At 41.5% G+C, this 15,136-nt stretch carries 12 protein-coding genes; 6 read left to right on the top strand and 6 right to left on the bottom strand.

Annotated elements, in window-relative coordinates:
• Window positions 1-379: 379 nt before the first annotated feature.
• The gene (locus H5058_RS09425; protein ID WP_179807486.1) at window positions 380-1,117 is read left to right on the top strand and encodes a MipA/OmpV family protein; all 738 of its coding nucleotides are present in this window, start codon (window positions 380-382) and stop codon (window positions 1,115-1,117) included.
• 71 nt (window positions 1,118-1,188) lie between these two features.
• Here the strand turns inward: H5058_RS09425 and H5058_RS09420 are convergent, their stop codons facing one another.
• Together H5058_RS09420 and H5058_RS09410 are read right to left on the bottom strand one after the other, a co-directional pair.
• Complete coding sequence (locus H5058_RS09420) at window positions 1,189-1,806, bottom strand: LysE family translocator (protein WP_179807485.1); 618 nt, start codon at window positions 1,804-1,806, stop codon at window positions 1,189-1,191.
• A gap of 210 nt (window positions 1,807-2,016) precedes the next feature.
• Window positions 2,017-2,415: a DUF3224 domain-containing protein gene (locus H5058_RS09410; protein WP_179807484.1), complete on the bottom strand. Its 399-nt coding sequence runs from the start codon at window positions 2,413-2,415 to the stop codon at window positions 2,017-2,019.
• Between the two features lie 87 nt (window positions 2,416-2,502).
• Here H5058_RS09410 and H5058_RS09405 point away from each other — a divergent pair, with 87 nt between their 5' ends.
• Window positions 2,503-4,281, top strand: a complete 1,779-nt coding sequence (locus H5058_RS09405) for an ABC transporter transmembrane domain-containing protein (RefSeq protein WP_182677825.1) — start codon at window positions 2,503-2,505, stop codon at window positions 4,279-4,281.
• Window positions 4,282-4,293: 12 nt separating this feature from the next.
• Here the strand turns inward: H5058_RS09405 and H5058_RS09400 are convergent, their stop codons facing one another.
• Entirely contained in the window at window positions 4,294-4,923 is a 630-nt protein-coding gene (locus H5058_RS09400) for an OmpA family protein (RefSeq protein WP_011329470.1), read from the bottom strand.
• Between the two features lie 186 nt (window positions 4,924-5,109).
• Here H5058_RS09400 and chrA point away from each other — a divergent pair, with 186 nt between their 5' ends.
• Window positions 5,110-6,261, top strand: coding sequence for a chromate efflux transporter (gene chrA, locus H5058_RS09395; protein WP_182677823.1), 1,152 nt, complete (start codon window positions 5,110-5,112; stop codon window positions 6,259-6,261).
• Here the strand turns inward: chrA and H5058_RS09390 are convergent.
• The 3 genes from H5058_RS09390 to speA all read right to left on the bottom strand — a co-directional run bounded on the left by H5058_RS09390 (window position 6,227) and on the right by speA (window position 10,534).
• Entirely contained in the window at window positions 6,227-7,480 is a 1,254-nt protein-coding gene (locus tag H5058_RS09390; RefSeq protein WP_182677822.1) for a mechanosensitive ion channel family protein, read from the bottom strand. The two genes, chrA and H5058_RS09390, sit on opposite strands and share 35 nt — an antisense overlap.
• A gap of 227 nt (window positions 7,481-7,707) precedes the next feature.
• A complete protein-coding gene (locus H5058_RS09385; RefSeq protein ID WP_011329473.1) occupies window positions 7,708-8,580 on the bottom strand; it encodes an acyltransferase in 873 nt (290 codons plus the stop codon).
• A gap of 73 nt (window positions 8,581-8,653) precedes the next feature.
• Complete coding sequence (gene speA, locus H5058_RS09380; RefSeq protein WP_179807481.1) at window positions 8,654-10,534, bottom strand: biosynthetic arginine decarboxylase; 1,881 nt, start codon at window positions 10,532-10,534, stop codon at window positions 8,654-8,656.
• Between the two features lie 200 nt (window positions 10,535-10,734).
• Between speA and speE the strand changes: the two genes are divergently transcribed.
• The 3 genes from speE to H5058_RS09365 all read left to right on the top strand — a co-directional run bounded on the left by speE (window position 10,735) and on the right by H5058_RS09365 (window position 15,136).
• Window positions 10,735-11,598: a polyamine aminopropyltransferase gene (speE, locus tag H5058_RS09375; RefSeq protein WP_182677820.1), complete on the top strand. Its 864-nt coding sequence runs from the start codon at window positions 10,735-10,737 to the stop codon at window positions 11,596-11,598.
• A gap of 108 nt (window positions 11,599-11,706) precedes the next feature.
• The gene (locus H5058_RS09370; RefSeq protein WP_096317089.1) at window positions 11,707-12,744 is read left to right on the top strand and encodes an IS110 family transposase; all 1,038 of its coding nucleotides are present in this window, start codon (window positions 11,707-11,709) and stop codon (window positions 12,742-12,744) included.
• Window positions 12,745-13,093: 349 nt separating this feature from the next.
• Window positions 13,094-15,136: a glycoside hydrolase family 97 protein gene (locus H5058_RS09365; protein ID WP_182677818.1), complete on the top strand. Its 2,043-nt coding sequence runs from the start codon at window positions 13,094-13,096 to the stop codon at window positions 15,134-15,136.

The raw sequence follows: 15,136 nt of genomic DNA, 5'->3' as shown, positions 1-15,136 counted from the left end.
TGGTGGTGGTAGCCCTGGTGGTGGTAGCCCTGGTGGTGGTAACTCTGGTGGTGGCGGCTGGGATAATCAAGTTTGCGAAAAGCATTACTATATCAATGGTGTAAAAATGCTTACAATCAAGGTGTCTTGCTAGACCTTATATAATTAGCTCAAAAAATGGCGGTGAACAGTGAGTGCGCGCTCGCCGAGCTTGGCTTAAATGCAACCACACCCAAGCAGCTATCGCTGCTGCATTGCATCAGCGCAGGCATACACGTAACCAAATCGCTTACCATCTTTACATTACGACAAACTTTTATACAGTAACTTACAACACTGGCTTTCGATTGCCGTTAAACTTACTTATTAAATTACTAGGCAACTTTATAGCTACTAAAATATGCAACAACCATTACCCATATTGCTCAGCACCTTACTTGTTACAACCTCAGCTGCTTATGCTGACTCGCCATGGTCTGTGGCTGGCGGCGTGATCGCCGTTGATTCGCCCTATGCCAATACCGACACGAAAGTGATGGCGTTACCTATGATCAACTACCAAGGTGAAAAGCTAACGCTACGTGGCTACACACTCGACTATACATTACTGCAACAACACGGCTTTAGCTGGTCTGCCACGTTAGCACCGGGGCAATTTTTTGACTCATCAGACTCCGACAATCCAGCCATAAAAGCACTTAATGAGCGCAAGATGTCATTATACGCGGGAACGAAAGTGAGTTACGCCGCAAATTTTGGCCGCCTCAATGCAAGTGTAACGCATGATATACTAGGCCACAGCGATGGCCTGAAGTTTAATGGTGACTACAACTACAGCATAATCTTCAGCAAAGAGTTAATACTTACCCCGTTTATAGGCGTGGTAATTAATAGCAGTAATGTATCGAATTATTATTACGGTGTAGCCGCCGGCGAGTCAACCCGCTATGCGCCTTACCAACTCGGTTCAACCGTGAATTATAATGCGGGGCTGTCATTACGTTATCAACTGAATAAAAATTGGCACCTGAATGGCCTCGTTAAATATACTCAGCTAGACGCTGATATTGAAGATTCACCAATTGTCGATAGCGATAATATTGCCACCACCATGTTGTCTGTAAGCTATCAGTTTTAGCGTATGCATTATTAAAAAAGCCGCACAGTTAATGTTCGGCTTTTGTTATGCTCACTGAGTAAAAACGATGACTACAAGCTCACTACCACGCGAATAGCCAACGCAATAAACACTAGCCCTAACAGCTTATCAAGCCAGACATTTTGCTGGTTAAAACCAAAGCGGTTTTTAGACATCTCGGTAAGTAATGCCACCAGCAAGTACCAGCCGGTATCAATAACCAGCACCGTTAGGCACATAATTATCCCTATGCTTAAGGTTAGGTTTTGTGGGTCAATAAACTGCGAAAATAATGCTAAAAAGAAAATCGCCAACTTAGGATTCAAAAACGCAATAGCAAAACCATCTTGCAAGGCTGTTTTACTACTTACCTCACTGTGCTGCACTTGCAGTTCACTACCGTGCGCTTTAGCAAGTAAAATTTTAATCCCTAAATACGCTAAATAGGCAGCCCCTAAATACACCAACATTTGATAAACAGTAGGAAACTGCAGCATCAACGCCCCTAACCCAAGTAAGGATGCCGCTGCATACAATCCCACGCCTAAGCCATGACTCAATGCCGCCAGCATGCCATTTTTCATGCCACCACTTAAGGTATGCTTTAATACCACCGCCAAACTAGGCCCTGGCGACATCGCGCCCATCATGCACACAACTGCTAAACTCAACCACACCGATAAAAGCATTCACTACCCTTCTAATTCATTGTTTTCTATTAACAACGCATACGCCGTTATCTGCCCTTGAAAGCCCGTTGCCGTGGTAACGTTTATAACTCGCCAGCCTTGTTAGTTTAATTGATAGATACGCGTGTTCAATGCATCTACATCTATGCCGTGACTAAAAAAGCCGCGCTTTTTAAATTCAACTATTTTTTGCATTAGCTATCATCCAGTTTATAAGCTGTAGTCAAAATCGTAATAATGAATACCTTGCTCTATGCGAATTTTCATACTGCCAGTTAACCCTACCAGCTCACCGGTGCCTGAGTCGGGAATAACGGTTAATATTAAACTGTCTTGGCCTTTATCCATAGTGCCAAAATGCTGCAGTACAAAGCTGCCTTTTTTGCCGTCAAGCTCGCCTATCACTTGTTCTATTGCAACATAACCCGCACTGCCTTGCGTGGGCGTCATGGCACTTAGCATTTCACCTTGACTGGTGGCACTAAGCGCGCCATTAAATGTTTTATCTATCGACATGCGGCCTAAGTTAATGCCATTTTGGCCGCTTGCGTAACCTTCTATTGGAGCTAAATCTACATTAAATTCTCCACTTACGGTTGTTGTAGTCATAACCTTTCCTTATTGATGATTTTAACACTATTGATTTTTATTATCTTAGTGCCATATCTATACCTTAACCTTTAAAAAGAATCCACTATGTCAAAAACAACGCCTAAGCCCGAAAAGGCCGCCTTTAGTAGTTTAATTCCTATCTTTGCTTTTATTAAACCTTATAAAGGCGTAGTGACTGCGGCGCTCATTGCTTTACTCGTTACTGCTGGGGTTAACCTGTCATTGGGTCAAGGAGTTAAATTTGTCATTGACCATGGTTTTATTGCCGGCTCGCAAGCACAGCTACAGCAAGCTGTGTTGGTACTTATAGGCTTAATTAGTTTATTAGCGGTGGGCACCTTTAGTCGTTTTTATTTAATGTCGTGGATTGGTGAACGTGTCAGTAACGATATTCGTAAAGCGGTGTTTAACCGTATTGTTACTTTGCACCCAAGTTATTTTGAAGAAAACCGCAGTGGCGAATTAATGTCGCGGTTAACCACCGACACCACTTTGCTGCAATCTATTATTGGCTCTTCTTTTTCAATGGCGCTACGCAGTGCATTAATGCTAGTGGGTGGTTTAGCCATGCTGCTGTTTACCAATTTAAAACTGACCTTAGTGGTCGTTGCTTGTGTACCTTTAGTACTGGTGCCCATGATGGTATTTGGCCGCAAAGTGAGAAAGTTAGCCAGTAGCAGCCAAAGTGCTATTGCCGATATAAGTACTTACGCCGGTGAGATCATTCAAAATATTAAAGTAGTGCAAAGCTATAGCCACGAACAGCGAGAGCAGCAAGCTTTTGCTCTGGAGGTCGAAAAAGCCTTTAACGTCGCTAAAAGCCGTATAAAACAACGCTCGTTTTTAATTGCCGCCGTTATATTTTTAACCTTTAGTGCCATCAGCGCTATGTTATGGGTTGGCGGCAGCGATGTACTAGCCGGCACTATGACTGGAGGTGAGCTAGGTGCCTTTGTGTTTTACGCTATTATGGTGGCCATGTCGGTTGCAACTGTGGCAGAGGTTTATGGTGAGCTGCAGCGCGCAGCGGGTGCTGCTGCAAGGCTACTAGAATTACTCGCTGTAAAAAGCGAAATTGAAAACCCTATTTCCCCACAAGACGAAAAGCTCCTAAGTAGCACTAACCACTCTGCCATTACACTTGAAAGCATTAGCTTTAATTACCCATCTCGTCCCGATGTAAGCGCACTTAATAATGTGAGTTTAAACATACAGCAAGGGCAAACAGTGGCAATTGTGGGTCCTTCTGGTGCAGGGAAAACCACCTTATTTGAATTACTACAACGCTTTTACGATCCAGCCAGCGGTGCTATTAAGTTTCGTGATGTAAATATTAAAGATTTATCACTCAATACGCTGCGTAATAAAATGGGCATGGTGGCACAAAACCCTATTTTATTTAGCTCAGATGTAATGCATAACATTCGCTACGGCAATCCAGATGCTACCGACGAGCAGGTTTATGCGGCGGCTAAACATGCCCATGCTGATGAGTTTATTCAACAGCTACCACAAGGCTATAACAGCTTTTTAGGGGAACAAGGAGTGAGACTATCGGGCGGTCAAAAGCAACGCATTGTACTCGCGCGAGCAATTTTAAAAGACCCTGAAATACTATTACTCGATGAAGCCACCAGCGCACTCGATGCACAAAGCGAGCACCATGTACAAGCCGCACTTGAGCACTTAATGCAAAACCGAACAACGCTGATCATTGCGCATCGTCTGGCAACGGTAAAACATGCAGATATGATTGTGGTAATGGAACACGGGGAAATAATAGCAACAGGGAGCCATCAGCAATTACTGCAAAGCTCCCCGTTGTACCAGCGCTTATGTGAACTACAGTTCAATAAAGACTAGATTTTTATGTGCTTATTGCGTGTTAGGCACTATTTGAATTTCTACACGACGATTTTGTGCACGGCCATTTGCGCTATCGTTTGATGAAATTGGACGTGTTTCACCATAACCTGTAGTGCTAATTCGTTCAGCCATAATTTGCTGATTAACTAAATAGTTTTTAACACTTTGAGCGCGTTGCTGTGAAAGGCTCATATTGTAGCTATCTTTACCTGTGCTATCGGTATGACCTTCTACGCTTAAATAAGTTTTTTCGTATTTGTTCATCACTTTAGCAATCGCACTTAGCGTATTGTGAAAGCCCGACGAAATATACGACTGATCGGTTGCAAAGGTAATATTTGACGGCATAACTAAACGTAAGTTATCGCCTTCACGTACCACTTCAACACCAGAACCCGCTAATTCGTCACGAAAAGCGGTTTCTTGTTTATCCATGTAATCGCCTACTGCAGCACCAGCTAATGCACCAATTGCAGCACCAATAAAGATACGCTTATCTTTATGATTACCAGTAGCCTTACCTAATACACCACCAGCTGCAGCGCCAATTGCCGCTCCTTTACCTGTGTTATTCATTTCACAACCGCTAAGTAATACAGCCACTACCGTTACGCTTAAAAGTGATTTAGTTAAAGTCATGTTATGCCCTATCCATTTAGTATTTTGCGCTATTATGCAAATATATGAATGAACAAGCCATGAAGAATCTATTATAATTAGCGTTTTATGCTGTATAACAACAAAAATTCTATCGATAGCTGAGTTCATAAATATGTCATACTACTGGATGATAATTTTATAATTTATAACGAGGATTGGGGCGTAATGTTAATTGCTATTTTTAGACAGTTTTTTTTACTCGGCTGCATGAGTTTTGGTGGCCCTGCTGCTCACTTAGGCTATTTTAAGCGCCATTTTGTCGATACCCTAAATTGGCTCACTAACACCCGTTATGCACAGCTTATAAGCTTAAGCCAAGCCTTGCCTGGGCCTGGCTCTAGTCAAGTTAGTTTTGCCATTGGGGTAGAGCGCGCGGGTGTACTTGGTGGCATTGCTGCCTTTATTGGTTTTACCCTACCATCATTTTTAATTATGTTGCTATTGGCTATAAGTGCGCATCAGTTTGATGCTGTTTATTTTGCCATTATTGCTGGGTTAAAACTGTTTGCTGTGGTTATTGTCGCCGATGCCACATTAAGTATGGCAAAAAGCTTTTGCACTAGCGCAGCCCTAAAGCTATTAGCCGTACTAAGCACGTTAGCCTTAATACTTTTTCCTCTGCTGGGCACACAAATAGCTATTTTAATTACCGCGGCTGCTGTGGGTGCAATATGGCCATTATTAAAATTAAATCCTGAACCCGCACAGCAAAGTAAGTCAAAAAGTAATATAAATTGGCTCGCTTTAGGGTTATTTACACTGCTGCTAGCGCTCAGTTTCATTCCTTTGACTACTGAATTAGCTTTGTTTGCCCCCTTTTATCAAGCAGGTGCCATGGTGTTTGGTGGTGGACATGTAGTATTACCTGTATTGCAAGCAAGCGTACCTGCACTAAGCAGCGATCAGTTTTTGAGCGCCTATGCAAGCGCGCAAGCTGTGCCTGGGCCTATGTTTACCATTGCTACTTACTTAGGTGCACAACTAAGTACCGAACAACCTTTATTAGGCGCTATCGTAGCCACTGTACTTATATTTATGCCCGGGTTTTTACTCATACTTGCGTTTCAAAAAAGTTGGTTAAACTTAGCCAACAAGCCTCGCTTTGCCAGTGTTATTGCCGCACTTAATGCCTCTGTAGTGGGGTTTTTAGCCGCGGCGCTGTATTCACCTATTTGGACATCGGCGGTGCACAATTTTTGGCACATTGCGCTAGTTATTGCAGCATTCGCTTGGCTAAGATTAAAAAAGCCACCTATTTGGTGGCTGTTAATACTCTTTATTACTACGGGGTTGGCTCAGTATTATTGGGCACTTTAATTTTAGGTTTTTCGCTTGTAGGCACGGCTGTGGGTGGGCTAAATTGGCCACTCACACTTTGATACGGACGCAGGCCAAAAATAGGTAACACAGCCAATAAATGATCCATTATTTCGGCTTGTAAATGCTCATACGATATCCAACGTTTATCGCTACTAAAGCAATAAAACTCAATCGGTAAGCCGTGGTTTGTCGGCTGTAACTCACGTACTAGCAAGGTCAGTGAAGTATTGATTTTTTTATGTTGCTTTAGGTAACCTTCGGCATAACGGCGAAACAAACCTAAATTAGACACAGGATCAGGCAGTGAAGACGTACGAATGTAGTCGGACAATGGTATAGCCGCTTCTATTTGCTGGCGAAAATCATCTTCAACTAAAAAAATACTATTCATATCAATATTAAGCGAGCGCTTCATGCGCCTCCCGGCAGACTCTTGCATACTACGCCAGTTTTTAAATGAACCTGCTACTAACATGTAAGTAGGAATAGTCGTTACAGTATTATCCCAGTTACGCACTCTTACTGTGTTTAACCCTAAATCAATTACTTCTCCGTCGGCCCCATAATTATCTACCTGGATCCAGTCGCCATACGTAACGAGTCTATTGGCTGCAATTTGAATGCTTGCGACAAACCCCAATATGGTGTCTTTAAATACTAATAAAGTGACGGCGGCAATAGCACCAAAACCCGAGAGAATATAAGTAGGTGATTTTTCTAGCACTATACTAACAATTAAAATAACACTGACAATAAAGGTAATTAATTTAACAACCTGAATTAATCCCTGAATGGGTACTTCGCGGGCAAAATCTAATTGATTATAAATAGCGCCCGCAATACTCACTATGCTACTAAAAATAAAGCCCGCATAAATAATGAGCAGCGCTTGGCCTAAGGTTTTTAAAATTTCCTCTGCAATCTCATTCACCGGGTACACACTATCAAATGTGGCTAGAAACAATGCACAGCAAAGTAAGCAAGCTATGCGCTTATTGAGCTTGTTTAGCATAGGTGCAAGTAAGCCAATGCGTTCAGGTGAGATTTTAGTAACAATTTTTTGGATCGCAGGAAACATTAAGCGACGAGTAAATAAGTACACAAATAATAATGAAAATATACCAATGGCGACGGCAGTAATAGTGCTTAGAAAAAAAGCGTCGGGCACTTTTTCAAACCAAGGCGCTATTAACTTCTGTAAGTGGGTATCGGTCATGGTATTTTTATTTCCTTGCGGGAGTTAGGTTTAAAATTACAGTGCTAGCTAGAGTAAAAAGCGCCATTGCAGCATAACCAATTATAGTAACTACAGCGGGTAATACCCGCTGTAAAATTAACAGAGCCAAGCAAAGTGACATTAAAAAACACTACCTAAGTTAATCTGTATTGACCGTGAATAGCTAAGTGTTTTTAGCGTAACTGTAGGCTCATATTTTTATGCATTTATTTTTGTTCAAGGTTTATTAATGTTTGGTTTTTTTCTTTCCATAACCGATTAAGCTCACTTTGAAAGCGCACTCTAAAGTCGGGATCGTTAGTGTAGTCACCAATTAGCTCGTCACTGACCGGTCTTACTTCAACATGTACGTTTATATTTTTTACTTTACCGCTGGCAAAATCCATAAAGGTCGGAATGCCCTCAGGATAATGAATAGTCACATTAACTACTTTAGTAATTTGCTCTCCCATAGCTTGCATTACAAAGGCAACGCCTCCTGCTTTGGGTTTTAACAAATGTGGAAAAGGGCTGTTTTGGCGAGCGTGCTTTTGCTTCGTATAGCGCGTACCTTCTACAAAATTAACCACACTTACTGGCATTTCTTTAAATTTTTCGCAGGCCTTACGCGTGGTTTCTAAATCTTTACCGCGTAATTTAGGGTTCTTTTTAAGCTGACTTTTACTCGTACGAGTCATGAACGGAAAATCAAGCGCCCACCAGCACAAACCTAATATAGGCACGTAAATAAGCTCTTTTTTCAAAAAGAAATTTAAAAAGGGTATTTTGCGATTTAATACGCGTTGCAATACTAAAATATCAACCCAGCTTTGATGATTAGCTATAACTAAATACCAATCTTTTAGCTTTATATCTTCAAGCCCAGTAACGTTAATTTTAGTTGGCGTAAATAATTTTTGATTTAAGCTGTTAAAGGTAACCCAAATAGTGGCAAATTGTTTGGCGGCCCAACTCATTAACTTTTGTAGCGGCTTAATTGGTATAAGCTTAATAACACCACAAATAAAAATTGGCACAAACCAAATAAGAGTATTTATAAAGTACAACAAAATACTAAATACACTGCGGATAACTGACATTGTTTCTATTCCTTTAAATAGCGCGCAGCAGCTAATTACTGCGCTTTTTATACTTAATTAATAATGGCTGAGGTTAGTCCTCAAAATAGGTATAGCCTTCTAGTCCCGCATTAAGCTCTGCTAAATAGCCTGCTTTACATGGCTCAGACACATCGAGCTTATTAATTTGCTCTGCAAAGTTGTCTGCTAAAATGGCGCTATCATAGTCAACACACTTTAATACATCCTTAACGCTGTCACCTTTAATGGCGTTAGTAAGTACATAACCATCATCGTTTAACTCCACATGCACTGAGTCGGTGTCGCCAAATAGGTTGTGTAAGTCACCTAAAATTTCTTGATAAGCGCCAACCATAAACATTGCAATATGATACTGCTGCCCTTGTGTATATTCAGGTATAGGTAAGCTTGTTTCTATACCTGCACCTTCTACATATTCGCGAATTTGCCCATCAGAATCACACGTTATATCTTGAATAATAGCGCGCTGGGTAAGCGGTTGAGTGAGGTTTTCAATAGGCATTACTGGGAATAATTGGCCAATTCCCCATATATCTGGCAACGATTGAAATAGTGAAAAGTTAACAAATAATTTATCAGCTAATTTTTCGTTTAAATCATCGAGTACTTCGCGATGTGCACGCACATTATTGCTCAAAGATGAGCGCACCCGATGTAAAATAGTAAAGTAAAGTTGCTCTATTTTCGCCCACTCTAGCATGCTCACTAAACCGTGTACGTACTGATCGTGTGCTTCGCTAAATAAGTGCATTGCGTCGTGATAAATTTCCAGCGCCATACGCGGGCTTAAACGCTGTAAACATTGCCACATTTCATCTAATACCAGTGTACTGCTTTGCGCAGGCGCCTCTGGGTTTAAGTGATTAGGCGCTTTTTCAACGTCAATTACATCGGTAATTAATACCGCGTGGTGCGCGGTTAACGCACGCCCTGATTCAGTAATAATGGCCGGATGAGTTAATTGATGTTGGTCACACACCTCAGAAAACGCATTTACTACGTTACGGGCATATTCTGCAACGGTATAGTTCATTGAACACGCACTACGTGAACCCGAACCTTCGTAATCAACCCCTAACCCACCGCCTACATCAACGGTATTAAGTGGTACACCTAACTGAGTAAGTTCAGCAAAATGGCGTGCACATTCACGCAAAGCGCGGTGAATATCGCGAATATTGGCTATTTGAGAGCCAATATGAAAATGCACCATTTGCATTAAGTGCAATTTATTATGTTTTTTTAACACTTCAACAGCGCTAAGCACTTGCCCTGCCGTTAAACCAAATTTACCTTTTTCGCCACCGGTGTTTTGCCATTTACCTTTGCCCACTGAGTTTAGGCGAATACGAATACCAATAGCCGGTTCAATGCCTAAATTATCAATTTCTTCCAGTAAGGTGGTTAACTCCGAGAGCTTCTCTACCACTATTTTAACTTTGTGACCCATAGCTTGACCAATACAGGCTAAGCGTAAAAACTCACTGTCTTTATAGCCATTACACACAATAGTAATGGGCTCTTTTGCCACCCCTAAAATAGCCATTAGCTCTGGTTTAGAGCCAGCTTCAAGGCCAACCAGCCCGCTAGGGTGAGCTAAAAGTTTACTCACTACAGAGCGCTGCTGATTTACTTTGATTGGATAAACGCAGGTATATTCGCCTTGATACTCACGATTTGCTCGTGCTTGAGTAAAGGCATTGGTAAGCGTATCTACCCGGTTTTGTAATATATCGGTAAAGCGCACCAATACTGGTAAGGTTAAACCCTGTTGTTTAAATTGTTCGGTTAATTGCGTTAAAGAAATTGCGGCCTTTGCTTGGTCGCCATCTGGGTAGGCCACCAACTCGCCTTGTGCGTTAATATCAAAATAGCCTTCACTCCAATGTGCAACATTATAAGTGGCACGTGCTGTTTCTAAACCCCAAGTCATGGCAACTCTTCTTTAATCAATTAAATACAATGACGCATTTTAATACGTCGCTATCCTCTAGGCTAACAAAAATTGAACTTTCCCTCATTCCTAACTAACTTTATTGGCTAAATCAGTTAAAATGTCATTGAGCAAAACGTCAAGCACTGGCAAAATTGCCCCCATTTTCATCCTCAACTTAAAAAAGTGTAATAGTAACTATGGCAAATTTAGATCAAAGTAAGTGGTTTACTGAAATTAGCGACCGCGATGGCAGCGCATTTTCATTACGTATTAACAAAAAGTTAGATGAAAAACAGTCTCCTTTTCAAAAAGTAGAAATGTTCGAAACCACCAACTTTGGTAATTTAATGATCATCGACGGTTGCACTATGGTAAGTAGCCGCGAAAACTTTTTTTATCATGAGATGATCAGCCACCCTGCACTTTTAGCGCACCCAGCACCTAAAAATGTAGTTATTATTGGCGGCGGCGACTGCGGCACCTTACGCGAAGTGTTAAAACACCCTAGTGTAGAGAGCGTTACGCAAATAGATATAGACGAAGTAGTAACGCAAATGTCGTTAAAATACTTCCCAGAGCTGTGTGAATCTAACAACGATCCTCGTGCAACAGTTATGTTTGACGACGGCATTAAATACATGCGCGAAGCCGCAAGCGAATCAATCGATGTTGTTATTGTTGATGGCACCGACCCAGTAGGCCCAGGTGAAGGTTTATTTAATCATGCATTTTACACTAGCTGCTTAAACGCACTTCGCCCAGGTGGCATTTTAGTACAACAAAGCGAATCACCGCTTATGCATATGCCGTTATTAGTTGAAATGCGCGAGGCTATGCTAACGGTAGGTTTTAACGACTTACAAACACTGCCATTCCCGCAACCTATATACCCAAGTGGTTTATGGTCAGTAACTTTAGCGCGTAAATCTGCAGCCTTTAATGGCTTTAGAGAAGATGCAGCAGCCGATATTGCAAAGAACAGCGAATACTACAACAACGGCATTCATCACGGTGCATTAGCTACGCCAAACTTTATGCAACGCGCTTTTGATAAAAAATAATCTCGCAATCTAAGCAATACTAAATTAAGGGCTCAACAGATGTATGGACTCCCACTTCCATCAGAAGTAACGTAATAAGTGTTCAAACTTTTACTAAGGAGCCCATACATGTTGAATTGTAATGTGATAGCGATTGATTTAGCAAAAAATTTATTTCAAGTTTGCAAAACGCAAAGCAATGGCAAAGTTATTTATAACAAAACAATAAGCAGAGCCAAGCTTAAAGAGTTATTAATTAAAGAACAGCAATCTTTAGTTGCTATGGAATCATGTGGTGGTACGCATTATTGGGCGCAATTTGCTAAACAGGCAGGGCACCAGATCAAAGCGATCAACGCGCGACAGGTAAAAGCGTTTCGTCAAGGGCAGAAAACCGATGCAAATGATGCGCTGGCTATTTCAGTTGCAGCGAGACAGCCTCATATAAAAGGAAGTCGTTTACTTTCAGTGCAAGAGCAATGCTTACAAGGCATTGAATGTATGCGTGATTTATTAGTCAAACAAAAAGTCAGCTTAGGTAATCAACTAAGAGCTTTATTGTTAGAGTTTGGTTACCCAATTGCTCAAGGGGATACGAAGTTGACCCAAGCGATACCTGAGATATTAGAAGATGCTGAAAACAGCCTAACAGGCGCTTTTCGCTTCACAATTAACCGAGTTTATCAGCGTTTTACTGAGGCGGTCGAAGAGGTGAAGCTGATTGAAAAACAATTGCATGAAGTAATTAAAGAAGATCAAACCTGTATACGCTTGCAAGCATTAGAAGGCGTGGGACCGGTCTGTGCAATACTGATTAAAATAGCACTAGGTAATACAACCCATTTTAAAAATGGTCGAGAAGCTGCGGCCTGCTTTGGTCTAACACCAGTACAGCATAGTAGCGGGGGAAAACAAAAGATAGGCTCGATATCTAAAGTAATAGGAAATAAGAAGCTGCGTAGTGCTTTGTATAAAGGCGCATTAGCTGTTGTTTCACAACTAGAAAAAAGAGAAGTTCGTAGCCAAAAAGATATATGGTTAAAAGAATTAAGTGTACGTCGAGGCAAAAAAGTAGCCGCAATAGCGTTAGCAAATAAAACAATCAGAACGGCTTTTGCAATGCAAAAGCATAACAAAGATTATCAGCCACAATTACTTGTGGCTTAAAAACTTGTCAGAAAGATCGATTGAAATAGGTAAGACCGACCTTCAATAGACTGTTAGGGTCTGAAGTTTGAAAAACTGCTCAACAGAAAAGTCATGAAGGTGCGAATACATTTGAGGCCAGGGGTAGCTCCTCAATTTGAGCCCGTATATAAGCTAGCATCTAATTTATTTCAATTTTATTTTTGACATTAATAGGGAGTCCATATAAGAGCCCTTTTTTATTACTTAGCGTACAAGCAACCTCACTGCTCACTTTTTATCACCCTGAATACGTATGCAACCTGTCGTATTCACCACCCTCTCGCTTTATGCTTGATAGCCAAACACGTCGCTAACCCAAGGAACTATTATGCGCACATTGGCACTGCTACTCATGGCTTTTTCAAGTATCACGGTTGCTCAAACAGCTACCGTACAATCGCCTGACGGTAATATAAAAATAATCATCTCAGACGAGCAGAGTACACCTAGTTATTCTATTAGTTTTAAAAATAAAACAGTCATTAATAATTCCGCTCTCGGGTTTGAATTTAAACAACATGCACCGTTTAGTAACAGCTTTAAAATAACCAAAGTTCAACAACAAAGTACCAACACTCAGTGGCAACAACCTTGGGGCGAGCGACAAACGGTTGTAGATCAGCATAACGAGGTAACTGTAACCTTTGCTAAGCCACAACCTCAAGGTGGTACTTATAGCGTGCGCTTTAAAGCGTTTGATAGTGGCGTGGGTTTTAGATACGAAGTACCAAAACAAGCAGGCCTTAACAATATTGAAATAACCAAAGAGCTTACCGAGTTTGCTGTTAATAACAGCCACACAGCTACAGCTTGGTGGATCCCTGCCCGCGGCTGGAATCGCTACGAATATGTATATAATACCACCCCATTAAACGATGCCGCATTGGTACATACGCCATTTACCTTTAAAAACCAAGATGGTGTGCATATTAGTATTCATGAAGCCGCCCTTGTTGATTACGCCGCCATGGTACTTAATCAACGCCGCCCTGGGGTTTTTCAAGCCGATTTAACGCCATGGTCGAGTGGTGTTGCCGTTAAAAAACAGGTCGCGTTTAATACCCCATGGCGCACTATTCAAATTGGCGAAAAAGCCGTTGATTTAGTTAACTCAGATATTATTTTAAATCTAAATGAGCCGAATAAACTCGGTGACGTGTCGTGGGTAAAACCAGGTAAATACATAGGTATTTGGTGGGGTATGCATATAAACACACACACTTGGGGCAGCGGCGACAAGCACGGCGCTACTACAAAAAATACCAAATACTACATGGACTTTGCCGCCAAATATGGTTTTGATGGCGTATTAGTTGAAGGCTGGAACACAGGCTGGGATGGCGACTGGTTTTTTAATGGTGATGTGTTTAGCTTTACTCAGCCCTACGATGATTTTGATATAGCAGCGCTAACAAAATATTCTAAGCAAACAGGCGTGCAACTCATTGGCCATCACGAAACATCCGGCAACGTCAGTAACTATCGCAAGCAAATGGCAGATGCCTTTGCATTGTATGAAAAATCTAACGTTAGCCAAGTTAAAACCGGTTACGTAGCCGATGGCGGAAACATTAAGCGCATTGACAAAAACGGTATAGCTCGCCATGAGTGGCACGACGGCCAATTTATGGTTAACGAGTACTTACATAACGTTAAGCTAGCTGCTAAACATAAAATAAGTATTAACACCCACGAGCCGATTAAAGATACCGGACTGCGCCGTACTTATCCAAACTGGATCACTCGAGAAGGCGCACGCGGACAAGAGTTTAACGCATGGGGTACTCCTCCTAATCCACCCGAGCACATTGCTATACTGGCATTTACCCGCATGCTTGCTGGGCCTATGGATTTTACTCCTGGTATTTTCGATTTAAGTTTTAACGGTTTAGGCGCTAATACTAATCGCCCGCAAACTACGCTGGCTAAACAACTAGCATTGTATGTTGTATTGTATAGTCCGATTCAAATGGCGGCCGACCTACCTAAAAATTATTTAGCTAAACCCGATGCATTTCAATTTATTCAAGACGTACCGACCGACTGGCAACAAAGCATTGCCCTTGATGGTGCAGTAGGTGACTTTATTGTATTTGCGCGAAAAGAGCGAAAGCGCGACAAATATACCGGCAACGACTGGTATTTAGGCGCAGTGACTGACGAGCAAGCGCGTACTATTGAGATTAGTTTAGACTTTTTAGATAACGGCAAACAGTTTGAGGCACATATTTATAAAGATGGTAAGAATGCCGAATGGAAAAATAATCCGTACGATTTAACTATCGAAAAACGCCTTGTTACTGCAAGCGATAAATTAACGCTTAAGCTGGCCACCAGTGGCGGTACGGCTATTCGTTTTAAAGCACTTTAA

Origin of the sequence: Pseudoalteromonas sp. SR45-4, from assembly GCF_014163535.1 — a bacterium.
Classification (GTDB): domain Bacteria; phylum Pseudomonadota; class Gammaproteobacteria; order Enterobacterales; family Alteromonadaceae; genus Pseudoalteromonas; species Pseudoalteromonas nigrifaciens.
The sequence above is the reverse complement of the archived record's forward strand: the minus strand, read 5'-3'. Positions and strand labels throughout refer to the sequence as shown.

Bases quoted from the DNA above. Each gene is read 5' to 3' on its own strand.
- H5058_RS09370 (WP_096317089.1), top strand. From the start codon at position 11,707: ATGTTGAATTGTAATGTGATAGCGATTGATTTAGCAAAAAATTTATTT.
- speE (WP_182677820.1), top strand. From the start codon at position 10,735: ATGGCAAATTTAGATCAAAGTAAGTGGTTTACTGAAATTAGCGACCGC.
- H5058_RS09420 (WP_179807485.1), bottom strand. From the start codon at position 1,806: ATGCTTTTATCGGTGTGGTTGAGTTTAGCAGTTGTGTGCATGATGGGC.
- H5058_RS09390 (WP_182677822.1), bottom strand. From the start codon at position 7,480: ATGACCGATACCCACTTACAGAAGTTAATAGCGCCTTGGTTTGAAAAA.
- H5058_RS09405 (WP_182677825.1), top strand. From the start codon at position 2,503: ATGTCAAAAACAACGCCTAAGCCCGAAAAGGCCGCCTTTAGTAGTTTA.
- speA (WP_179807481.1), bottom strand. From the start codon at position 10,534: ATGACTTGGGGTTTAGAAACAGCACGTGCCACTTATAATGTTGCACAT.
- H5058_RS09385 (WP_011329473.1), bottom strand. From the start codon at position 8,580: ATGTCAGTTATCCGCAGTGTATTTAGTATTTTGTTGTACTTTATAAAT.
- H5058_RS09410 (WP_179807484.1), bottom strand. From the start codon at position 2,415: ATGACTACAACAACCGTAAGTGGAGAATTTAATGTAGATTTAGCTCCA.
- H5058_RS09365 (WP_182677818.1), top strand. From the start codon at position 13,094: ATGCGCACATTGGCACTGCTACTCATGGCTTTTTCAAGTATCACGGTT.
- H5058_RS09400 (WP_011329470.1), bottom strand. From the start codon at position 4,923: ATGACTTTAACTAAATCACTTTTAAGCGTAACGGTAGTGGCTGTATTA.
- chrA (WP_182677823.1), top strand. From the start codon at position 5,110: ATGTTAATTGCTATTTTTAGACAGTTTTTTTTACTCGGCTGCATGAGT.
- H5058_RS09425 (WP_179807486.1), top strand. From the start codon at position 380: ATGCAACAACCATTACCCATATTGCTCAGCACCTTACTTGTTACAACC.